16 protein-coding genes are annotated in these 22,808 nt (G+C 68.6%); 9 read left to right on the top strand and 7 right to left on the bottom strand.

Features of this window, described 5'->3' with window-relative positions; translation table 11 throughout:
• Positions 1 to 40: 40 nt before the first annotated feature.
• Both QZ546_RS05610 and QZ546_RS05605 read left to right on the top strand, forming a co-directional pair.
• Positions 41 to 1,348 carry a response regulator gene (locus QZ546_RS05610; protein WP_294235607.1) on the top strand — a complete coding sequence of 436 codons (1,308 nt, stop codon included), beginning with the start codon at positions 41 to 43 and terminating at the stop codon, positions 1,346 to 1,348.
• A complete protein-coding gene (locus tag QZ546_RS05605) occupies positions 1,338 to 2,495 on the top strand; it encodes a HAMP domain-containing sensor histidine kinase (protein WP_294235606.1) in 1,158 nt (385 codons plus the stop codon). The genes QZ546_RS05610 and QZ546_RS05605 overlap by 11 nt, the downstream gene beginning before the upstream one ends.
• On the opposite strand, the gene tpiA is transcribed toward QZ546_RS05605, so the two are convergent.
• Entirely contained in the window at positions 2,461 to 3,180 is a 720-nt protein-coding gene (gene tpiA, locus QZ546_RS05600) for a triose-phosphate isomerase (protein ID WP_294235605.1), read from the bottom strand. The genes QZ546_RS05605 and tpiA overlap by 35 nt on opposite strands.
• A gap of 8 nt (positions 3,181 to 3,188) precedes the next feature.
• Complete coding sequence (gene glpK, locus QZ546_RS05595; RefSeq protein ID WP_294235604.1) at positions 3,189 to 4,691, bottom strand: glycerol kinase GlpK; 1,503 nt, start codon at positions 4,689 to 4,691, stop codon at positions 3,189 to 3,191.
• A 121-nt stretch (positions 4,692 to 4,812) separates the two neighbouring features.
• Here glpK and QZ546_RS05590 point away from each other — a divergent pair, with 121 nt between their 5' ends.
• The 3 genes from QZ546_RS05590 (at position 4,813) to QZ546_RS05580 (ending at position 7,928) form a co-directional block, all read left to right on the top strand.
• Positions 4,813 to 6,318: a glycerol-3-phosphate dehydrogenase gene (locus QZ546_RS05590; protein WP_294235603.1), complete on the top strand. Its 1,506-nt coding sequence runs from the start codon at positions 4,813 to 4,815 to the stop codon at positions 6,316 to 6,318.
• Complete coding sequence (locus tag QZ546_RS05585) at positions 6,315 to 7,106, top strand: DeoR/GlpR family DNA-binding transcription regulator (RefSeq protein ID WP_294235602.1); 792 nt, start codon at positions 6,315 to 6,317, stop codon at positions 7,104 to 7,106. Before QZ546_RS05590 ends, QZ546_RS05585 begins: the two co-directional genes overlap by 4 nt.
• 69 nt (positions 7,107 to 7,175) lie before the next feature.
• The gene (locus QZ546_RS05580; protein ID WP_294235601.1) at positions 7,176 to 7,928 is read left to right on the top strand and encodes a FadR/GntR family transcriptional regulator; all 753 of its coding nucleotides are present in this window, start codon (positions 7,176 to 7,178) and stop codon (positions 7,926 to 7,928) included.
• Between the two features lie 14 nt (positions 7,929 to 7,942).
• Here the strand turns inward: QZ546_RS05580 and QZ546_RS05575 are convergent, their stop codons facing one another.
• Genes QZ546_RS05575 through QZ546_RS05560 form a run of 4 tightly spaced genes read right to left on the bottom strand, consistent with a single transcriptional unit; the run spans position 7,943 to position 14,089 of the window.
• The gene (locus QZ546_RS05575) at positions 7,943 to 8,935 is read right to left on the bottom strand and encodes a DUF2891 domain-containing protein (RefSeq protein ID WP_294235600.1); all 993 of its coding nucleotides are present in this window, start codon (positions 8,933 to 8,935) and stop codon (positions 7,943 to 7,945) included.
• Positions 8,932 to 9,837: a DUF979 domain-containing protein gene (locus QZ546_RS05570; protein ID WP_294235599.1), complete on the bottom strand. Its 906-nt coding sequence runs from the start codon at positions 9,835 to 9,837 to the stop codon at positions 8,932 to 8,934. Before QZ546_RS05570 ends, QZ546_RS05575 begins: the two co-directional genes overlap by 4 nt.
• Positions 9,834 to 10,502: a DUF969 domain-containing protein gene (locus tag QZ546_RS05565; RefSeq protein ID WP_294235598.1), complete on the bottom strand. Its 669-nt coding sequence runs from the start codon at positions 10,500 to 10,502 to the stop codon at positions 9,834 to 9,836. The genes QZ546_RS05570 and QZ546_RS05565 overlap by 4 nt, the downstream gene beginning before the upstream one ends.
• Positions 10,502 to 14,089: a hydantoinase B/oxoprolinase family protein gene (locus tag QZ546_RS05560; protein WP_294235597.1), complete on the bottom strand. Its 3,588-nt coding sequence runs from the start codon at positions 14,087 to 14,089 to the stop codon at positions 10,502 to 10,504. Before QZ546_RS05560 ends, QZ546_RS05565 begins: the two co-directional genes overlap by 1 nt.
• Positions 14,090 to 14,271: 182 nt before the next feature.
• Here QZ546_RS05560 and QZ546_RS05555 point away from each other — a divergent pair, with 182 nt between their 5' ends.
• Positions 14,272 to 16,965 carry a TonB-dependent receptor gene (locus QZ546_RS05555; protein ID WP_294235596.1) on the top strand — a complete coding sequence of 898 codons (2,694 nt, stop codon included), beginning with the start codon at positions 14,272 to 14,274 and terminating at the stop codon, positions 16,963 to 16,965.
• Here the strand turns inward: QZ546_RS05555 and QZ546_RS05550 are convergent.
• On the bottom strand, positions 16,943 to 17,680 hold the full coding sequence (locus QZ546_RS05550) for a phosphatase PAP2 family protein (RefSeq protein ID WP_294235595.1): 738 nt from the start codon (positions 17,678 to 17,680) through the stop codon (positions 16,943 to 16,945). The two genes, QZ546_RS05555 and QZ546_RS05550, sit on opposite strands and share 23 nt — an antisense overlap.
• A 249-nt stretch (positions 17,681 to 17,929) precedes the next feature.
• On the opposite strand from QZ546_RS05550, the gene QZ546_RS05545 reads away from it, so the two are divergent.
• The 3 genes from QZ546_RS05545 to QZ546_RS05535 all read left to right on the top strand — a co-directional run bounded on the left by QZ546_RS05545 (position 17,930) and on the right by QZ546_RS05535 (position 22,257).
• The gene (locus tag QZ546_RS05545; protein ID WP_294235680.1) at positions 17,930 to 20,641 is read left to right on the top strand and encodes a TonB-dependent receptor; all 2,712 of its coding nucleotides are present in this window, start codon (positions 17,930 to 17,932) and stop codon (positions 20,639 to 20,641) included.
• Between the two features lie 145 nt (positions 20,642 to 20,786).
• A complete protein-coding gene (locus tag QZ546_RS05540) occupies positions 20,787 to 21,284 on the top strand; it encodes a sigma-70 family RNA polymerase sigma factor (protein WP_294235594.1) in 498 nt (165 codons plus the stop codon).
• Positions 21,277 to 22,257, top strand: a complete 981-nt coding sequence (locus QZ546_RS05535; RefSeq protein ID WP_294235593.1) for a FecR domain-containing protein — start codon at positions 21,277 to 21,279, stop codon at positions 22,255 to 22,257. Before QZ546_RS05540 ends, QZ546_RS05535 begins: the two co-directional genes overlap by 8 nt.
• Positions 22,258 to 22,808: the final 551 nt, after the last annotated feature.

The following is a 22,808-nucleotide window of genomic DNA, read 5'->3' as shown; positions in this document are numbered from 1 at the left end:
ACATAATCTCACCCAGGATGGCCGAAAAACCTAAAGCCCTATGAACACGCCATTTTCTCCATCAGACGCCGAATCCGACCGTTCGCGTCCGGACGCACCGTCCGGAAATGGACGGCGGACGGACGCGTCAAGCCCGCTGGCGATCCTGCTGGTCGACGACAATCCGCGCATCGCCGAATCGCTCTCCATCGCGATCGACCTGGCGGGGCACCGGCTGGACGTGGCGAGCGGGCCGGAGGAGGGCTTTTCGCGGCTGGCGACGCAAGGCTATGACGCAATCCTGCTCGACCTGAACTATGCCGCCGGGCGGACCGATGGGGCGGAGGGTCTGGCGATGCTGGAGCGGCTGCTGGCCGACGATCCCGGCGCCAACATCATCGTCATCACCGCGCATAGCGGCATCCGGCTGGCCGTCACCGCGATGCAGGCGGGCGCGCGCGACTTCGTGATGAAGCCGTGGCGCAATGCCGAGCTGATCGCCAAGATCGAAATCGCCGCACAGCGCCGCGTTTCTTCCCCCAGCGCGCCCGGCCCCGACGCCGCTGCGGAGCCCGCCCGCCTGCTCGGTGACAGCGAGGCGATCGAGCGGGTGCGCAGCCTGGTCCGCCGGATCGGCCCGACCATGGCGGGCGTCGTCGTGACGGGGCCGTCCGGGGCGGGCCGCAGCCTGATCGCCGCCGCGATCCATGCCGCCTCGACCGGGGCCCATCGGCCGATGATACAGATCGACCTGCGCGATGCCCTGGCCTGGGAGCGGCTGGACCAGGGGACGCCCGGCACGACCTGGCTGCTGCGCCATCCCGACCGGCTGGACGAGGTCGCACAGGGTCGCCTGCTCGACCGGTTGAGGATCGAGGACCGGTTCATCGCGATTGCCGACACACCGAGCGCGATCACGCCCGCGCTCGCCAGGCGGATCGCGACGGTGACGATCACCGCGCCGCCCCTGACCGAACGTCGCGCCGACGTACCGCTGCTCGCACGGCACTTCGCCCGGATCACAGGCGAGCGGTATGGCGTTCCCCTTCCCCGCTTCACGCCCGCCGCCGAAGCGCTGTTCGCCACCGCCGTCTGGCCGGACGAAGCGCGCGGCCTCGCCGCCGCGATCGAGCGAGCGCTGCTATTGGGCGAGGACGGTGTGATCGACGCCATGTTGCTCGCGCCCATGCCCACCCCGATCCCGCACGCGCCGTCACCGTCACGGGCGAGCTTCGACCTGGACGAAAGCGAACGCCGCATGATCGAGGCGGCGCTGATCGAACATCACCACAATGTCACCCAGGCGGCGCAGGCGCTGGGGCTCAGCCGGGGGGCGCTCTATCGTCGGATGGCCCGCCATGGGCTTTGAGTCCTCGCCCCGCCGTGTGCTCGCGGCGGCGCTGTCGGGCATCGCGCTGACCGCGTGCGGCGCGTTGATCGTGCTCGCCTGGCAATGGGGAATGCTCGCCACCATGCTGGGCCTGGCGCTCTGCACGGCCTGGCTGGTGATCGCCGGTTGCTGGGCTGCGGCGCGGAGCGTGGCGGCCCGGCGCTTGAAGGAAGAAAGCAGACCCGCCGACGCGCCCCCGCTGACCGCGCTGATCGACCAGATCCCGCTGCCGCTGCTGCGTGTCGACGGCGGCACCGCACGCGCGCTCAACCGGGCCAGCCGAACGCTGTTCGCGACCGACGACCGGCTGAGCCCGACACCGCCCGCCTTGACCGATACCCGCGAAACCCGGCTACGCCACGAAGGACGGAGTTGGCGGATCGAGCGTGTCGCGGGCCACGACCAGTCGCTGGTGATGCTCGTCGACATCGAGGCGGAGCGCCGTGCCGCCGAGGTTCGTGCCGATAACGAGATGATCGACATTCTGGGCCATGAGTTGCTCAACGGCCTGTCGCCGATCGTCTCGCTGGCCGACAGCGCGCAGGTCGCGGCGGAACGGGGCGATGCGCGACTGCCGGGCATATTGGCGACGCTGACCCGGCGGATCGAGGGGCTGGAGCGCTTCACCCGCGCCTACCGGATGCTCGCCCGCCTGCCCGACCCCGTCCGGACGCCGGTGGCGATGGATCAGCTGGTGGGCGACCTCGCCCGGCTGTTCGAGGAGCGGTTCGACAACCGCGTCACGCTGTCGATCACGATACCCGATCACGTCGTCGCATCGTGCGACCGCGACCAGATGACCCAGGCGCTCTGGGCACTGCTATACAACGCCGCCGAAGCCGCGCTGGCGGGCGAAGGCGCGCCGGTCGTGACCCTGACCATCGCGCAAGAGGCGGACGGTCTGGCCATATCGGTCGCCGATACCGGCCCCGGCGTGCCCGCCCCCGAGCGCGCCCGCATCTTCCGCCCGTTCCACACGACCAAACCCGAAGGCTCGGGCGTCGGCCTGACGCTCGCCCGCCGGATCGCGCGAGCGCATGGCGGCGATGTCTCGCTGCTGCCCATCGCGGTCACGACGTTCCGCATGGCGGTCAGGGACGCGTCATCGTCTCCAGGATCGCCGTGAACGCATCCGGCTCCAGGCTCTGCCGACCGACCAGGAATCCGTCGATCCCGCCGCGCGCGAACAAGCCGCCCCCATTTTCGGGCGTCACCGACCCGCCGTAGAGGACCGGAACAGACTGATCGGACAGGTTGGCCAGCGTCGTACGGATCGTATCGGCCATGGCGGCGACCTCGGCCGGGTCGGGTGTGCGATCGCTGCCGATCGCCCAGACCGGTTCATAGGCAATGGCGATCCCGTTAAGCGCCCGGCCGGTCAAGGCGCCAAGCAGCTGATCGCGGACGACGTCGGCGGATCGTCCGGCGTCACGATCCTGCGCCGTCTCGCCGACGCACAACAGGACGTGCAGGTCCGCCGCCCGCGCCGCCTGCACCTTGGCGGCGATCAGGGCATCGTCCTCGTGATGATCGCGACGCCGCTCGCTATGGCCGAGCAATACCAGCCCCGCCCCCGCCTCGCGCAGCATCGCCGCCGATAGGTCACCGGTATGCGCACCCTCCAGATCGGGATGACAGTCCTGCCCGCCCAGGCCCAGCGACGGCGCCACCGACCGCGCCCGGTCGAGCAGCGTCGCAGGCAGGCAGAGCGTGACCGCAACCCCCGGATGATGCTCGGCAGCCGCCGCGATCCGGGCGATCAGCGGCAGGCAGGAGCCGTCGCCATGCATCTTCCAATTTCCCACCAGCATCGGCCGCATCACGCGTGCGCCGTCCCCGGCTTGGCGAGCGTCCGGGCCACCGCATCACGCCATCCGGCGACCAGCGGCGCGCGCGCCTCCTCCGTCATGGACGGCTCGAAACATTCCTCGCGCGACCAGAGCTTTTCTAGGGCGTCGAGGCCCGACCAGACGCCGGTCGCCAGCCCGGCATGGAAAGCAGCTCCCCGCGCCGTCGTCTCCAGGTCGGCAGGGCGCTCCACGGGCGTGCGGATCATATTGGCCAGGAACCGGCACAGCCAGTCATTGGCCGCCATGCCGCCATCGACACGCAATATTGCGGCTCCCTCACCCGCATCCGCCTTCATCGCCTCGGCCAGGTCCATCGTCTGATAGGCAACCGACTCCAGCGCCGCGCGTGCCAGATGCGCCGCGCTGGCGCCGAGGGTCAGGCCATAAATAGCACCGCGCGCATCCGGCTCCCAATAGGGCGCGCCCATGCCGACGAATGCAGGGACCATATAGACGCCGTGGCTGTCGGGCACCTGCGTCGCCAGATCGTCGGTCTGGCTGGCATGGGTGATGACGCCCAGCCCGTCGCGCAGCCATTTCACCGCCGCCCCCGCGACGAAGATCGAACCCTCCAGCGCATAGGTGGTCACGCCGTTCAGCCGATAGGCGGGCGTGGTCAGCAGCCGGTGCCGCGACGCAATCGCCTTCTCGCCGGTGTTGAGCAGCATGAAACAGCCGGTGCCATAGGTCGACTTGGCCATGCCGTGCCGGAAACAGGCCTGACCGAACAGCGCCGCCTGCTGGTCCCCCGCCATGCCCGCAATGGGGATCGCCGCCCCCAGCAGATCGGGCGCGGTCATGCCGAAGATATGCGCGTTGTCATGCACTTCCGGAAGCAGGGCCAGGGGAATGCGCAGCAACCGGCACAATTCATCGTCCCACACGCCGCGATGGATGTCGAACAACATGGTACGGCTGGCATTGGTGATGTCGGTCGCGTGCACCGCCCCGCCGGTCAGCCGCCAGAGCAGGAAGCTGTCGATCGTCCCGAACGCCAGTTCGCCCCGCTCCGCCCTGCCTCGCGCACCCTCGACATGGTCGAGCAGCCAGGCGAGCTTGGTCGCCGAGAAATAGGGGTCGATCAGCAGGCCGGTCCGTTCGCGCACCAGATCCTCGACGCCGTCCGCCTTCAGCGTCTGGCACAGATCGGTGCCGCGCCGGTCCTGCCACACGATCGCGCGGTGGATCGGCTCGCCCGTCGCCCGGTCCCAGACCACCGCCGTCTCGCGCTGGTTGGTGATGCCGATCGCGGCGATCTCGGTGGGGGCCACGCCGCTTTCGCCGATCGCCTTGCGCGCGGTCGCCAGCGCATCGCGCCAGATATCCTCCGGATCATGCTCGACCCAGCCGAGCGCGGGATAATGCTGCGCGAACTCGGCCTGCGCGATGGCGACCCGGCGCGCCTGCGCATCGAAGACGATGCTGCGCGTCGAGGTCGTCCCCTGATCGATCACCAGAATGTGCGACGCCATCGCTCCACCCTCTCCTTATTTTCGTTTCAAACGGTCACATGGTTTCGAACGAACGTCAATGCTTTCGTTTTATGGAAAGATGGTATAGCAAGGGCCGCCATCGAATACAGGGACAAGTCGAATGACGGACCAGGATATGGAGAGGGTCGACCTGCTGATCGTCGGCGGCGGGATCAATGGCGCGGGCATCGCCCGCGACGCCGCCGGTCGCGGCCTGTCGGTGCTGCTGGTCGAGCAGGACGATCTGGCCAGCCACACCTCCTCGGCCTCGACCAAGCTGATCCATGGCGGCCTGCGCTATCTGGAATATGGCGAATTCCGCTTGGTGCGCGAGGCGCTGATCGAACGCGAGCGGCTGTTGAACATGGCACCGCACATCATCTGGCCCCTGTCCTTCGTCCTGCCGCAGACCCAGTCGCCGCGCCCGGCCTGGATGGTGCGGCTGGGCCTGTTCCTCTACGACCATCTGGGCGGGCGCGAGAAGCTGCCCGGCACGCGCACCGTCGCGCTGGAGCGCTCGCCGCTGGGCGATGGACTTTCGCCGCGAAAGGGCAAGGCTTTCGTATATTCCGACTGCTGGGTCGAGGATAGCCGGCTGGTCGCACTGAACGCGCTGGACGCCAGCGAACGCGGCGCGCGGATCGAGACCCGCACCCGGCTGGTCGATGCACGGCGCGAGGGACAAGGCTGGACAGCAACGGTCGAAGCGGCCGGGCAAAGCCGCACGGTTCATGCCCGCGCGCTGGTCAATGCGGCGGGGCCCTGGGTCGCCGACGTGATCGGTCGGACGCACGGCACGCGCCACGACCGCGGCGTGCGGCTGGTCAAGGGCAGCCATATCGTGGTGCCAAAGCTCTATGAGGGCGATCATGCCTTCATGCTGCAGAATGACGACCGCCGCATCGTCTTCGCCATCCCCTATGAGGGCAAGTTCACCCTGGTCGGCACCACCGACGAATCCTGGACTGGAGCCCCCGCCAAGGCGTCGATCAGCGCGGCCGAGACGCGCTATCTGCTCGACACGGTCAACCGCTATTTCGCGCATAAGGTCGGCGAGGTGGACATCGTCTGGAGCTATGCGGGGATCCGGCCGCTTTATGACGATCATTCGGCCAATGCCTCGGCGGTGACGCGCGATTATGTGCTGGACCTCGATACCGGGCCGGAGGGGGCGGCAGAGGCGCCCGTCCTCAACATCTTCGGTGGCAAGATCACGACCTATCGCAAGCTTGCCGAACATGCGATGCGCGAACTGGCGCGCTTCTTCCCGCAGGCGGGCGGCGCCTGGACGGCGGGTGCGGCGCTGCCCGGCGGCGATATGTCGGACGCCGATTTCGAGCGGTTCCTGCATAGCCTGACCGGCCGCTACGCCGATGTGCCGCCCGCCCTGCTCCGTCGCCTCGCCCGCGCCTATGGCACCCGCGTCTCGGAACTGCTGGAGGCTGGCGGCCTCGGCCCGGATCTGGGCGGCGGGCTGCATACGGCGGAGGTCGACTATCTGGTGAAGGCCGAATGGGCGCGCACGGCCGAGGACATTCTGTTTCGTCGCAGCAAGCTCGGCCTTCATGTGCCGCCCGGCACGCCCGAACGGCTGGCCGCCTATCTGGCCGAGCAAGGCGTCGCGTGAAGGCGCCTGCCCCGGACATCGTCGCCGCGCGTCACGCCGCGATCCTCGACTTCGCGCGCCGGACGGGCAGCGTCAGTGTCGACGTACTCGCCGAGAAGCTGGGCGTCACGCCGCAGACCATCCGCAAGGACCTGAACATCCTGGCGGGCCAGTCGATGCTGGCGCGCGTCCATGGTGGCGCGGTCGTCACTTCGGGCACCGACAATCTGGCCTATGGCGAGCGGCGCATGGTCGCCGCCCCCGCCAAGGCCGCGATCGGGGCCGCCGCCGCCGCGCTGGTGCCCAACGGGGCCAGCCTGTTCATCAATATCGGCTCCACGACCGAGGCGATCGCAAGGGCGCTGGTCGACCACCGCGACCTGATGGTCATCACCAACAATCTGAATGTGGTCGACATATTGGGTGGTCGCCCCTCGATCGAGGTGATCGCGGCGGGCGGCCGGGTGCGCGCCAGCGACCGTGCGGTGGTGGGCGCGCTGGCGATGGACTTCATCCGAGGCTTCAAGGTCGACATGGCGCTGATCGGCGCATCCGCCATCGACCCCGACGGCACCTTCCTGGACTTCGACGTGGACGAGGTGCGCGTGTCGCAGACGATCATCCGTCACGCGCGCCAGGTGCTGCTCGCCATCGACGGATCGAAGCTGGAACGGCCCGCGCCGGTGCGGGTCGGCGATATGGGCGATGTCGATTTCCTGGTCACGGATGCCATCGACCCTCGCCTGGCCAAGGCCTGCCGCGATGCGGACACCAGCATCGTGGAGGCGCCGGGGACGGGGCCGGGCTAACGGCTCGCTCCGATTGGCCTGACACAGGCGCTTGACCAGCATCCCGCCTCGCCCCCTATAAGGGGCGCGATGGACAACAATACGACCCAGGACCGGCTCTACCGGGAACTCGCCCGCACGCTGATCGCCGAGTTGCAGGAAGGCCGCTATCCGATCGGCACGCGGATGCCCGCCGAACGCGAGTTGGCGACCCGGTTCGACGTCAGCCGCCCGGTCATTCGCGAGGCGCTGATCGCCCTGGAAGTCCAGGGTTTTATCGAGGTGCGCATCGGATCGGGCGCGCATGTCGTGGCACTGCCCGGCCAGGGCGAGACGCCCGATTTCGGCGTTTCGGCGATGGAAGTGGCGGAGGCCCGGCTGCTGTTCGAACCCGAGGCGGCGGCGCTGGCAGCGACCCAGATCACCGATGCCGAGCTGGACGAACTGGCGAGCCTGGTCGACGCGATCGAGGAAGAGAATAACACGGTCGGCGGCGCTTTCCGCGCGGACCGGGCCTTTCACACGCTGATCGCCCGGTCGACCCGCAACAGCGCGATCCTGGAGACGATCGACCGTTTGTGGGAACAGCGACTGCGCTCGGCGGAAAGCGTGCTGCTCGACGCCAAGGTCCGCGAGATCGACGTGCGGCCGATCGTGGAGCATCACGCCGCGATCCTGGAGGCCTTGCGGTCGCGCGACGCAGTCGCCGCGCGGGTCGCGATGCAGCGGCACCTGACCGCCGCGCTCGAGGGCCTGCTGATCGCCAGCGAAGCGCGCGCCGTCGCCGAAGTCCGCCAGGCACTGGCCGCCAAGCGCGACCGGACGGCGCATCTGAAGATCTGAGGGCGGCGGAAGCCCTATTCCTCCAGCGCCAGCAGCGCGAAGGTCGCGAGCCAGTGCTCGCCCATATAATCGTCGCCCAGATGCGGCAGGCTGGCGGCGAGATGGGCCGCCGCCGCCGCTTCGGCGCGGGGCCCGACCGGATGGTCCGCACCCAGCTTCGCCGCGATAACCCGCCAGCACCAGGCGCGGCTGAGGTTCAACCCGTCGAGATGGGTGATCTTGCCGTCAGACCGATCCGACACGATGGCGGGCCTGAAGAGCGTGGCGGGCTCACCCCTCGCCACATCGGGCAGGAAGGCGTCGAACCAGCGGCGAAAAGCATCGGCGTCCAGCACCCGGCTCATCAGCAACGCCTCGCACAAGGCGGGTGACAGGAATTCGTCGCCGCCAGGCTCCCAGGCCTGACAGCCGCGATCCCCGGCGAACCAGCGCGATGCCGCCGCCGCGATCCGCTCTCGCAGCGCCGCATCCCGCTCCCCGGCCCAGTCCCATGCCAGCGTCAGCGCGAAGCCTGTGTTGAAATGCGTGCCCACCCGCAACGGATAGGTCAGGCGCGGCAGGAAGTCGGCGAAACGTCGCGCGAACAGCCGAGCCATCGGCGCCAGCGCCTCCGCCCACCCCGCCGCATGACGGCTCGCCTCGTCCTGCAGCGCCAGCAGCCAAGCCCAGCCATAGGGACGCTCGAAGCCGCCCCTGTCGGGCCGTTCCAGATAGGCCATCTCGCCCGCGACCTTGTCGGCCACGAACATCGCATCGGCCCGCGCGCGGATGGCGGGGGCTGCCTCCAGATCCGGATAGAGGCGGATCAGGCGCAAAAGCTGCCACCAGCCATGGACGCAGCTATGCCAGTCGAAACTGCCATAGAAGATCGGATGCAGCTCGGACGGGGTACGGGCATCTTCGGGCCCGTTCAGGACATGGGACAGGCTGTTGGGATATTCGCGCCCGACATGGCCCAGCGTCATCGCGGCGAAGCGTTCGGCGAGCGTGCGGTCCAGCCGGATCATGCGATCATTCCATATAAAAGCAGGATGTTGAAGGCGAGCAGCGGCAGCGCGGTCGGTATCTGCGCGCGGATCACGCCATATTTGTCCTTCAGGCCGAGGAGCGCGGCGGGCAGCAGGTTGAAGTTCGCCGCCATGGGCGTCATCAGTGTCCCGCAAAAGCCCGCCAGCATCCCCACGGCCGCGACCACGGCCGGGTCGCCCCCCATCTGCCGGACCAAGATCGGCACGCCCACCGCCGCCGCCATCACCGGAAAGGCGGCAAAGGCATTGCCCATGACGATGGTGAACATCGCCATGCCCAGCGCATAGGCCAGCACCGCGCCGATGACGCTGCCCGCCGGGATGATCGCGCCGATCAGCCCGCCGACAACGCCCCCCACCCCGGCCAGCGCGAACACCGCACCCAGGCTGGCCAGCATCTGCGGCATCACCACGACCCAGCCGATATCGTCGATCAGGCCACGCCCCGCCGCGAAGGGCTCGACCGCGCGCGCGCGCAGCAGCACCGCGCACAGAACCAGCGCCACGATCGTCCCCAGCGTCAGCGCGACCAACGTCGCCTGTTTCGGATCGACCCAGCCCGGCATCTGCTTGAACACCAACGTGCCGACCAGCGCAACCGCCGGAATGATGAGCGCGGGCACGAAGACCTTGGCCCCATATCGCTCCTCCGCCGGTTCGGCCGGGGTGGCACGCCGCATCCGGCCCGAGGCGGCGATGCCGACCAGCGCCAGCACCAGCACCCCGTTGGCGACATCGCCCACCCGGTCTCCGGCGAAAAAGGACAGGGCGATCAGCGCGAAGAACGCGCCATTGGTCCAGCGCCGGTCCTTGAACGACAGCAGCGCGAAAACGGCGAAGACCAGCCCCGCCACGGCATAGACCAGGTTCAGGCCGATCATCGCCCGGCCCTCCGCGCCGACAGCCGCCGATCGAGCAACCACAGCCGGAAACCATGGATGACGAAGGCCGCAATCGCGGTCGGGATCGCCCAGACCGACAGCTGGAACGGCTCCAGCGCAATACCATAGCCCTCCAGCACGCCCTTCATCAGCAGGATCGAGCCGACCGCCAGGAAGATGTCCTCCCCGAAGAACAGGCCGACCGTATCGGTCGCCGCCGCCATCGCCTTGACCCGCTCCACCTCATCGGAATCGGTCGAGCCCTGGCTTTCGGCAGCCGCCTCCGCCATCGGGGCGAGCAGCGGGCGAACGGTCTGGGCCGGTCCCGCGATCGAGACGAGGCCCAACGCCGCCGTCACCTGCCGGAACAGCAGATAGCCGGTCAGCAACCGCCCGACGGTCGCCCCGCGCAGGCCCGCCACCAACGCGCGGGCGCGAGCCTGCAGCCCCCGCCGCTCCAGCAGGCCGATGACCGGCAGGACCATGTAGATGGCCGTGACATAGCGCGTCTCGTTGAAGGCATGGCCGAAGGTTGCCAGTATCTTCACCGGATCAAGCCCCGCCGCCAGTCCGGTGACGGCGGCCGAGGCGATGATGACCAGCAACGGGTTGAAGCGGAGCAGGAACCCGCCCGCAATGACGACGATTCCCGCCAAGACCCACATCAGCTTCCCCCCGATCCACAGCCGCCGCCGCCCGGCGTTTCGATCACCAGCACGTCGCCCGCCCCCATCTCCACGCCCGCCGTGGAGGCCAGCATCTCTGCCGTGCCGTCCGCCCGCTCGACGCGGTTGCGGCCCGGCTGGCCATCGTCCCCGCCGTCCAGACCGAAGGGCGGGACCACCCGGCGGTTGCTCAGGATGGCGGCGCGCAGCGGCTTCAGGAAGCGTATCCGGCGGTGGGTGCCGTCGCCGCCGCGATGACGGCCCGCACCGCCCGACCCCCGCCGGATCGCGAATTGCTCGACCAACACCGGATAGCGGGTCTCCAGCACCTCCGGATCGGTCAGGCGGCTGTTGGTCATGTGCGTCTGGATCGCGTCGGCGCCGTCATGGTCGGGCCCCGCCCCCGCCCCGCCCGCGATCGTCTCGTAATATTGGTAGCTTTCGTCGCCGAAGGTCAGGTTGTTCATCGTCCCCTGGCTACCCGCCATCGCACGCAGCGCGCCCAGCAGCGCGTCGGTGACGACCTGGCTGACCTCGACATTGCCCGCCACCACCGCCGCCGGGTAGCGCGGGTTGAGGATCGAGCCTTCGGGCACGATCAGCGTGACGGGGCGGAGGAACCCTTCGTTTAGCGGCACCGCCTCGTCGACCAGCAGCCGCAGGACGTAGAGGACGGCGGCGCGCGTTACCGCCAGCGGCGCATTGAAATTGGTCGGCCGCTGTTCGCTGGTGCCGGTAAAGTCGATCGTCGCATGGCCGCGTTCGGCGTCGATCGTCACCCGCACCGCGACGACCGCGCCATCGTCCAGCGCGTAGCGGAAGCTGCCGTCCGACAGGGTGGCGATCATACGGCGGGCCATCGCCTCGGCATGGGCCTGGACATGCGCCATATAGTGGGTGACGACGCCCTGCCCCTGCTGCACCGCCAGTTGGCGAAGACCCTCGGCACCCCGTGCACAGGCGGCGACCTGCGCGGCGAGGTCGGCGATATTCTGGTCGATGTTGCGCGCCGGATAAGGCCCGCCGGTGAGAAGCTCACGCACCACGCCCTCGCGCATCACGCCGTCCTCGACGATCAGGACATCGTCGAATACCACGCCCTCCTCGGCCAGCGTCCGGCTGTCGGGCGGCATGGAGCCCGGCGTGGTGCCGCCGACATCGGCATGATGGCCTCGCGCCGCGACGAAATAGGCGGGCGCGTCACCCCCGGCAAAGACCGGCATGACGACCGTGATGTCGGGCAGGTGCGTACCCCCGCGATAGGGATCGTTCAGCGCATAGACCTGCCCCTCGCGCATCGTGCCGCGCCGTGCGGCGATGACGGTCCGGATGCTCTCGCCCATCGAGCCCAGATGGACCGGGATATGCGGCGCATTGGCGACCAGGCCGCCCTCCGCATCGAACAGCGCGCAGGAGAAATCCAGCCGCTCGCGGATATTGACCGAGGCCGCACTGCGTTGCAGCGCCGCGCCCATCTCCTCGGCGATGCCCATGAACAGCCCGGCGAAAATCTCCAGCCGGACGGGATCGACCGTCTCCCCGGCCGCCTGCTCGCGCCGTGCTGCCACCCGTTCGAGCAGCAACGTGCCCTCCGCCAGCACCCGCGCGCGCCAGCCCGGCTCGACCACCACCGTCGACACCGGGTCGATGATCAGCACCGGACCCGCCAGCATCGCATCGGCGGCCAGATCGCCGCGCCGATAGACCGGCACCTTATGCTTCTCGCTCGCGAGGTACATGGCGACCCGGTCGACGGGCTCGGCCGATCGCGCAGGCAGGGCGGGCGGGGCAAGCGCTTGCGCCGCATCACCCGCGATAGCCTCGACCCGCAGCTGCTCGACGACCAGGGCATCGTCGCCGACGAAGCCGAAACGCTGGCGATGCGCCGCCGCAAAGGCCTGCGCCATCGCCTCCGGCTGGTCCCAGGTCACGCCGATCGTCTGGTCGTTGCGGGCATAGCGAAGCTGCGCCAGCACCGCGAAGCGCACCACCGCCGGGTCCACGCCCTGTTCGGCCAGCCCCGCCAGCGCCTCGTCCCGCAAGCCCGCCAGCGCGGGCTCCAAAGCGGCATCACCCAGCGGCAAGGCCACCGTCGCCTCGCGCACGACGCTGCGATCCGCCAAGCCGATGCCGACCGCCGACAGCACGCCCGCCAGCGGATGGATCAGCACCTGCTCCATGCCCAGCGCATCGGCGACCAGACAGGCGTGTTGCCCACCAGCACCACCGAAACAGGCCAGCGCATAGGACGCCGGGTCCTCGCCGCGCGCGACCGAGACCGCGCGGATCGCGCGCGCCATGTTGGCGACCGCGATCGCGACCAGCCCTTCGGCCGCGGCCATCGGGTCCAGCCGCTCGCCCCCCGCCGCCGCGACCTGGTCGAGCAGCGCGTCCAGCGCCCGCGCCGCCGCCGCGCGGTCGGGCGGCAGGTCGCGGTTCGGCCCGAACAGCGCGGGGAAATGCCCCGGTTGGATCTTGCCCAGGATCATGTTGCAGTCCGTCACGGTCAGCGGTCCGCCGCGCCGGTAACAGGCCGGGCCCGGATCCGCCCCCGCCGAGGCCGGGCCGACCAGCAGCCGCCCGCCATCGAAATGACAGATGGAGCCGCCGCCCGCCGCGACCGTGTCGATCCGCATCATCGGCACCGCGACCCGCACGCCCGCCAGCACCGCATCGGACCGCCGGTCATATTGCCCGGCGTAGAGCGAGACATCGGTGGAGGTGCCGCCCATGTCGAAGCCGATGATCCGGTCGAACCCCGCGCCCGCCGCCGTCCGCGCCATGCCGACGATCCCGCCCGCCGGTCCCGACAACAACGCGTCCTTGCCATGGAAATGATCGCCCGAGACCAACCCGCCGCTCGACTGCATGAACAGCAGTCCACCGTCGGCCGCGCCGCCCAGCCCGGCCTCCAGGCCCCGGACATAACGGCGCAGCACCGGCGACAGATAGGCATCGGCGAGCGTGGTGTCGCCGCGCGCGACCAGCCGGATCAGCGGCGCGGTGCGGTGGCTGACTGAAATCTGGGTGAAGCCCGCTACCTCGGCCAGTTCGGCCAGCGCGATTTCATGCGCCTGATGCTTCCACCCATGCACCAGGACGATCGCGATCGACCGCAGGCCGCGCGCATAGGCGTCGGCGAAGAGCGCCGCCGCGCCGTCCCGGTCGAGCGGGGTCAGCACCGTGCCGTCCTCGGCCACCCGCTCGTCGATCTCGACCACCTCGGCAAAGAGCGGGCCAGGACGACGAATGTCGCGCGCGAAAATATCGGGCCGGTCCTGATAGCCGATGGTCAGGGCGTCGCCGAAGCCCTTCGTGATCGCCAGCAGCACCGGCTCGCCCTGCCGCTCCAGCAGGGCGTTGGTCGCGATGGTCGTGCCGATCCGGATGGCGCAAGGGGGAAGCGTCCCATCGCCCACGCCGGTCAGTTGTCGGATCGCGGCCTCGGCGGCGTCGTAGCGCCGGTCGGGATCCTCGGAGAGCAGCTTGGTCGTGACGACGGCGCCGTCGGGGCGCCGGGCGACCACGTCGGTGAAGGTGCCACCGCGATCGATCCAGAACTGCCACTGTGTCACCACGTCCCGCATGTCATCCCTCCGTCGAAGCGGTTGGTATCATTTGATACGACCTTTGCCACTGACATGCGTCCTGCACAACTGACATGCGTCCTACACAATTGCCGCGTATCGACTGCCGCGGCGGCGACGGGCTTTGGTAACGGCAGGGGCGGCAGAGAGCGAATGATTTCCGGTCCACCAGGGGGGTGGCCATGACGATGCTGGTCGCGCTGGCGTTGACCGCTGTGGCAAGCGATCCCCTGATCTCCGTCGATCTCCCCCCGGCCCCGGTCGCCCTAGGGCTGGACCGTCTGGCGCGGAAGGCCGGCCAGGCGGTCGTCGCGCGTCCGGGCGATCTGGCGGGGCGGAGCGCGCCGGCGTTGCGCGGTCGGATGCGCTTGTCCACCGCGCTGGCCCGCTGGTGTCGGCCCGCCGGACTATCCTGTCGCCGGATCGCAGGCGGCATCGTGGTGCGTGCCGAGAGGCCGATGCCACACCATGCCCCCTCCTCCATAATCCCCCATGCCGCCCCTCCGCCGGACCCGGTCATCGGTCCCGACGTGATCGTGACCGGCCGCCGGGGCACCAGCGTGCAGGGCGAGCTGGAGCGCAGCTATTCCGCCTCGAATCTGGACCCTGTCGCGCTGACCGCACGGCCGCCGGATAGCCTGGCCGAGCTGTTGTCGGGCCTGCCCGGCCTGTGGGTCGACAATTCGGCCGGGGTGGCGGCCAACACTATCCGGGTGCGCGGCATTCCGCTCGACGGCTATCAGGGAATCGCGGTGCAGGAGGACGGCCTGCCGGTACAGCACGACACGCTGCCCTGGACCGATATCGACCAGTTCGTCCGCCCCGATTTGATGATCGAGAGCGCCGATTATGTGCGCGGCGGTCCGTCCGCGATCTTTGCCAGCAATGCACCGGGCGGCGTGCTCAACCTGCGCACCCGCGCGCCGCACGACCGGCCGGGCGGCGCGGTGCGGGCGACCGTGACCGATTACGGCCTGTTGCGCGGGGAAGGCTATGCGACGGGCCGCGTCGCACCCGGATGGCGGGTGATCGCGGGCGGCACGGTCGGTCGCGACCCCAGCGTCCGGCGGATCGCCTCCATGCTGGGCGGGTGGCAGCTTCGCATCCGGGCCGATCACGAGCTGGGCGGCGGGGGGCTGCTGACCCTCGGCCTGCATGCGCTGGACGACGATACGCTCAATATCTCGTCCTTTCCCATGCGCTATACCAACGGGCGGTTCGCGCCGCTGCCGGGCTTCGATCCGCGGCGGGGAAGTTTTTTCGGCCCTGAGTTACGGCATGTCCGCTTTGCCGCACTGGGCGACCGGCCCTTGGGGCGCAACAACCGCAACCGGATGATCGTGCCCTCGCTGGCACTGACCCGGCCCTTGGCGGGGGGTGTGCTGACCCTGCGCGCGCATTACCGGGCGTCGCGCACCGAACGCTATGCCCTGTCTTCCTCGGGCAGTGCGGTCCCGGCGGCGCAGGCGATCGCCGATGCCGCGCCGCGCCTGACCGCCGCCTTTCCCGGCACCGCGCAGGTTACGCTCCGCCACGCGACCGATGGCACCGCCTTCGCCGCGCTGCCCGGCAACGACCGGGTGATCGCGCTCAATCCCGTCGCCGCCGATACCCAGCTGTCGGAGGCGATCGCCGACCTGTCCTATGCCCATGCGCTGGAGGCGGCGGGGCATCACGACCTGACGCTGGGCCTCTACGCGGTCGGCTATCGCTGGGATTTCCAGCGGGCGGTGGCGCGGGTCCTGGTCGAGGCGCGCGAGCAAGGGCGCCCGCTGGATCTGGTCGCCCTGGATGGCAGCGGCCGAACCCTGGGGACGGCCACCGCGAAGGGCTTGCTCAGCACGGGTTCGACCTATGAGGCGCTGGACGGCCGCCAACATATGATCGCGCTCTATGCCGCCGACGAATGGCAGGTCGCCGAGCGCTGGCGGATCGACTGGGGGGCGCGACACGAACGCGCGCGGCTGTCGGCGCTGGTCGAGCGGTCCGCGACGGTCGATGGCGGCGATCCGACGACCCTGGCGGACGACCGCATCGTCATCGGTTCGGGCAATTGGGACCGGCGGCACCAGCGTATCGCCCGCACCGCCGCCACGCTGGCGCTGCACTGGCGCGCGGGGCCGGAGATCGGGGCGTTTGCGCGCCTCACCCGCGCGATGCGGCTGCCCGATCCGGGCGTGTTCCGGGTGGGCAGCGGCGACCCCGCCCGTGCGCTGACCATCGAACAGGCCGAACTGGGCCTGATCTGGCGGCACGGGGCGAGCGGCCTGGACGCGACATTCTTCGCCAGCCGCTTTCCCGACATCGCCCTGCCCGACCTGTCGCTCGATCCGGTGACGGGCGCGGTGCGGGTCGGCGAGCAGCAGGCAGGCGCCCGCACCCTGGGCCTGGAACTGGCGGGCCATGCCAATCCCCTGCCCGGCTTCAGCCTGCGCGGCACCGTGACCTGGCAGGACCCGCGCCTATTCGCCTATCGCGTGACCAGCCTGATCGGCGGCGTGCCCGCGACCACCGACCTCAGCGGCCGAATGCCCCGCCGCGTACCCCGGATCATGGCCAGCCTGTCGGCCAGCGCCGCCCTGGCCGGCACCGGGATCACGCTGGACGGCGATGTCTCGGCGATGGGGCGGCGCTTCGCCGATGACGCCAACAGCCTGGCGCTACCCGGTTTCGCGCTGATGGGCGTCGGCGCGCGCTGGGCAGCGACGGCGGCGCTGACGGTTCAGCTGCGCGCGACCAACCTGTTCAACACGATCGCCGTGATGCAGGGCGACGCGCTGGGCGGAGAGATCCGCGCGACCGACGCGGACGGCATCGTCACCGTCCGCGCACAACAGGGCCGCGTCGTCAGCCTCAGTGCCGATTGGCGCTTTTAGCGCGGTAGCTGGCCAGCTCCTCGGCGGCGGCGGCCATGTCGCGCCGGAACGCCGCATCGCCATGCTCGCGCGCCACGATCGCGCTCGCCGCCATATAGCCGCCCTCGACCGCGCTCTGGCTATGCGAACCGCAGATCCAGCGGCTGTCGCCATAATCGCGCCCGCGCGCCAGCAAGGCGCTCGCCCGGTCCGGCATCAGCTCCGCCATGATGAGCGCAAAGCCCCAGCCATGCGCGGTATGACCCGATGGGTAATCCCCATTGGCGATCAGCCCGGGCGTGCGCGGTTCGCAAATGGGCAGGTCGCTGCCGATAAAGGGGCGCGGCGACTGCCAATGCGCCTTGGCATCGCGGATCGCCACCGAACGATCCGCGTCGAACCGTGCCAGCAGCGCCCGCGTCAGCGGCAGCCTGGTCCAGTCGGGACGAAAGCCCAGCGCATTGGCGAAGCGTGCGCCCAGATCGCTCGACACGTCCGCCGTCGCCTGCTGCCAACGCGCCATGCCGCGCAGCGCCCGGCTGTCGCGAAAGGCCCGCGCATCGGCCAGCGCGCGCGGCGAACCCGGCGTCGGCGGTCCCGGCAGGATGGTCGCCAGATTCACCCCCTGGCCCGCCGCCAGATAGCCCGGCGCATCCTTCGCCGCCGCGCCCGACGACGACAGCGCGGCCAGGCCGATCGCAGCCGCCAGACCCAGACCCCGCTTCACCCCGATCATGTCACCAATCCCCCGTCCAAGAAACGACCGAACACCCCGAAGACCCCATCTGCCCGGTTTCGGGGACATTGTCCCCGCATTATTTGTCGTCGTTACACGGACATTGCAGCACATGTAACAAAAACGCCATAAATGTCTTAAAACTTTTACAAAATTCCCTGTCCCCGTTTGGACCCCGCCCCCGTCTTCCCCGCGATCGTCCGCATGGCCGGGCGAGACCTTTTGGACTTTCGTGGGGGAATTATCGTGATGGGTATGAAGCGGACGCTGTTGCTGGCGTCGAGCGCGCTGTGCGTCGCACAGCCGGTCTGGGCACAGGATCAGGACACCGGGGCCAGCGACGCCGCAGGGGGCGAAGTCGTCGTCACCGGTTATCGCACCAGCCTGGCCCAGGCGCGCAACTCAAAGCGCGACGCGACGATCATCAAGGACTCGATCGCGGCCAGCGACATCGCCGCCTTTCCCGACCTGAACCTGGCCGAAGCGCTGCAGCGCCTGCCGGGCGTCGCGATCAACCGTGAAGCGGGCGAGGGCCGCCGCATCTCCCTGCGCGGCCTGGGCCCCGACTTCACCCGCGTCCAGCTGAACGGCATGGAAGTGCTGGGCAATGTCGACTCGCCGCAGGACAGCCGGGGCCAGACGACGCGCGACCGCGCCTTCGACTTCAACCTGTTCGCGGCCGAACTGTTCAACCATGTCGATGTCGAGAAATCGTACCAGGCACAGCAGACCGAGGGCGGTCTGGCGGGCACGGTCGGCCTCTTCACCGCGCGTCCCTTCGATTACAAGGGCACCAAGATCGCGCTGTCGGCGCAGGGCGGCTCCAACACGCTGACCCGCGATTTCCAGCCGCGCCTGACCGGCCTCATCTCCAAGAACTGGGGCAATTTCGGCATCCTCGTCTCGGGCGCCTATAGCCGCCGCAACACCCGCGAAGAGGGCTTCGACACCTATCGCTGGCGCCGCAACAAGGCGAACGGCAGCGACATCTCGCGCCTGACCACCGCCGAACAGGCCAAGATCAATTCGGGCGACCTGCTGTTCGCGCGCGGCAACCGCCTGTCGGTGTGGGACAGCAAGCAGGAGCGGATCGGCCTGACGACCTCGGTGCAATGGGCGCCGACCGACAAGGTGCATGTCACGCTCGACGGCCTCTACGGCCAGTTCAAGGGCGACCGTTTCGAGACCCATCTCGCCTCGCGCGGCGGCGGCAGCTCGACCTGGCTGGGCGGCGGCGAGACGTTCGCGGGCACCGTCTATCCCAACTCGCGCGTCAACGCGATCCAGTGGAACGACCGCAACGAAGTGACCTATCTCGACGTGTCGGGCGGCAAGGCGTCGACCGAGACCCGCGTCCAGAACACCAAGAACGTCTTCAAGCAGCTGGTGCTCAGCGGCGACGCCGAGCTGGTCGACGGCCTGACCTTCACCTGGCTGGGCGGCGTCGAGCGCTCGCGCTATGACATGCCGGTCAACGACAAGTTCACGCTGGAGGGCTTTGGCGACGTCACCTCCGACTATCGCGGCGGCACCTATTCGCTCGTCAACACCTATAAGTTCAACACCACCGACCCGAATTTCTGGCACGCCAAGCGCCTGTACGTGAACAACACGTACCAGGATTCGGCGTTCGACAACGTCAAGGGCCGCTTCGACTATAAGATCACCCCCGACGACACGATCAGCGTCGGCGGCGAGTGGCGGCGCTTCTCGAACGGCGGCTATTACGCCGAGCAGGACAATATCCTGACCAGCAGCTTCGTATCGGGCAAGGTCAACGCCAATCCCAGCGCCTATGCCCAGACCTATACCGGCTATTCGGGGCAGAATTGGACGATCGTCGACTTCCCCAAGATGCTCCAGACGCTGGGCATCAACCGCTCGCAATATCTGGCCAACAAGATCGGCGTGTACGCGGTCGAGGAGCGGACGGCGGCGGGCTTCGTCCAATATGACTGGAATCACATCCTTGGCGGCATTCCCTTCCGCGGCAATATCGGGGCGCGCTATTACCGCACCACCGTCACCTCGGACGGCACCGCCAATGTCGGCCCCATCACCGTGCGCGGCGAATATGAGGGCGTGCTGCCCGCCGCGAACCTGATCTTCGAGCTGAACCCCGGCCTGATGCTGCGCTTCGCCGCGTCGAAGAACATCAACCGCCCGGCGCTCGGCGCGCTGGCGGTCAACGGCTCGGTGACGAACGACAATGGCAATGTCACCGTGTCGATCGGCAACCCGAACCTGCGCCCCTACAAGTCGAACGACTTCGACATCTCGACCGAATATTATTTCGGGTCGGTCGGCTATGTCGCCGCCGCGCTGTTCTACAAGAATCTCGACGGCTATATCTCGACCCAGACGGTCAACCGCGTACCCTATTCGCAGACCGGGCTGCCCGACAATCTCTATCCCGGCGTGACGGGTGCGACGATCATCGACAGCTTCTCGCGGCCCGTGAACCTGGCCAAGACCGACCTGTTCGGCATCGAGCTGTCCGGCCAGACCGACTTCAAGTTCCTGCCTGCGCCGTTCGACCGGCTGGGGACGGCGGTAAACTTCACCTATGTCGACTCGCGGCTGGATTATTCGAAAATCTATCAGGGCAGCATCCCGACCACGCTGGAGGGACTGAGCAAGTATAATGCCAACGCCACCCTCTATTACCAGGACAAGGCGTTCGACGCCCGCGTCTCGGCCAATTACCGTAGCGGCTATATCTTCAGCGCCTCGCCGGTGCTGACCGCGCTCGGCCCCGACCAGGACGTGACCGGATTCGAAGGCACGGTCTATGTCGACATGTCGGCGCATTATAGCGTCACCAAGAACGTCCAGCTGACGCTGAACGGCATCAACCTGACCAACCAGCGCGAGAAGCAATATTCGAACAGCACCCGGCGGCTGTACGTCGTGACCCGTTCGGGCACGACGCTGCTGGGTGGCGTTCGCGTCACCTTCTGATCCGCCACGCCTGAACGCCCTTGATACACGGCAATCGTCGGGTATCGAGGGAGTCCGCGCCGTCCCGTCGCCGGGGCGGCGCGGATATTTTCGACGAGGATTGTCCCCGGATGCGGTGCGACCGGCTCTTCCCTTGTGGGCCCCGATGAACGCCTGGGCGGCGGAGGGGCGGACGCGTCTGCTGACCTATGTCCGCAAGCGCATCCGTGAGCCCGAACAGGCGGAGGACGTGGTGCAGGAGGCGATCATGCGGGTGATCGAGCAGGAGCGGAAACAGGTGATCGAACAGCCGCTCGCCTATGCCTTTCGCGTGGCGGACTCGGTCATCTTCAATCGCGGCCGCCGCAGCGCCGATGATGGCGGGCCGGTCGATCCGGAGATCGCCTGCGCCCTGCCACTGGCCGACGAGATCCTCGATTATCGCCAGCGTTTCGACCGTTTCCAGGCCGCCCTGTCGCGCCTCCCCGCCCAGCGCCGCGCGGTCTTTGTCGAGCGCCATCTGGAGGGCAAGTCGCGCCAGCAGATCGCCGACGAGATGGGCCTCAGCATCGAGGCGGTGAAGAAGCATCTGGTCCGCGCGATGATCGACCTGGACGGTTGCATCGACGATCGGGTGGCCGGCAGGGGGCTCCGCCATGACTGATCGCGCGACGATGCTGGAGGAAGCCGCCGACTGGGCCGATCGGCTCGATGCCCTGTCGCCCGAAGCGCGGGGCGAGTTGGGCGAATGGCTGCACCGCTCGCCCGAGCATCGTGCGGCGCTCGCGCGGATGGTCCGGCTGCTCGGCGATCCCGCGCTGTCCGCGGTGCTCGACCATATCGAGGCCCTGCCCCCTTCCATAACGGCCCGGCCGAGGTCGCGCCGCTGGTCGCGGGTTGCCGCCGCCATGCCGTCGCGCAGGCTGGCGGTCGGTATGGCAGCCGCGATCGCGGCGGTCGTGGCGGCCCCGCTGCTCTGGCATGTCGCCCGGCCCGGTGACGCGCCGGTCGAGCGCGTCTATGCGACGGCCACCGGGCAGCAGCGTCAGGTCGGGCTACCCGACGGATCGGACATGACGATGGATGCCGCATCGCGCGTCGCCATCGCCTTTTCGGACGATGGCCGTGACTTGCGCCTGGAGAGCGGCGCGGCGCGGTTCGAGGTCCGGCACGACGCCGCCCGCCCCTTCGCGGTTTCCACGCCCGAGGGGCAGATGGTCGCGCTCGGCACCAATTTCAGCGTCGATCGCGGTGCCGGACATAGCGAGTTGCGCGTCTTTCGCGGCCGTGTGCGCCTGACCGTGCCGGGCCAGCCCGCGCTGGTGGTGACGGCCGGACATTGGGCGGAGGCCGGTGCGGGACGCATCGCGCTCCACAGCTTCGACGCTCGAAGCTATCAGGGGTGGCAGGAACGCTGGCTGACCGGAGACCGCATCCGGCTGGGCGACGCCATCGCGCGGCTCGGTCGCTACAGCCCGCGGCCGATCCGACTGTCCGACCCCGCGCTCGCGAACGAGACCTTCAATGGCCGCTTCCGCCTCGACCAGCCGACCGAGAGCCTCCATCTGATCGGCGCGCTGTTCGACCTGTCGGTGCAGGACGACGGCAAGGTCATTCGTGTCGACAGGCCCCGATAAGGCACCAACGCCAGATCGAGCAGGCCAATTGGCCCAACCAATTACGGCAATACCAATTCAGACTCGCGATCGGAAAGCCCGATCGGGATGGCACAAGCGCGCCTGGAGACAGCTCGAAACGCTGCCAAAGCTCAGCATATACGCCAATATGACATTGGCTTCATGATATTAAGCAACTGATAAACAACGACTTATTGTCAACCTCAATTGCGCTGACCAATTTTTGTGCAAAACGCATTTCGATGGCATTGACAGACATGACCATTCCATGTCACCGATAAGACCATAAGATTACAACGTCACGATGCAGGACGAAATTTTCGGTCCGTTCACTCGGTTCGCGATACACGGCCCATAGGCCGGATGACGAGCGGGCGCCGGACATGGGAAAGGCTCCGCGTCCCGGTACAGCACATGGTTCGGCCCGATCCCGATCCGTGAACGGTATCCCCGTTCCGGTCGCCGGCGCCCCCTGCCCCGCACCGGTCACGCCGATCCTTTCCGAAAAATGGCTCGGGGAAAGCCCGGTGCGATGTGCCCGCGCCGGGATC

This window comes from uncultured Sphingomonas sp., assembly GCF_913062585.1.
Lineage (GTDB): Bacteria > Pseudomonadota > Alphaproteobacteria > Sphingomonadales > Sphingomonadaceae > Sphingomonas.
The sequence above is the reverse complement of the archived record's forward strand: the minus strand, read 5'-3'. Positions and strand labels throughout refer to the sequence as shown.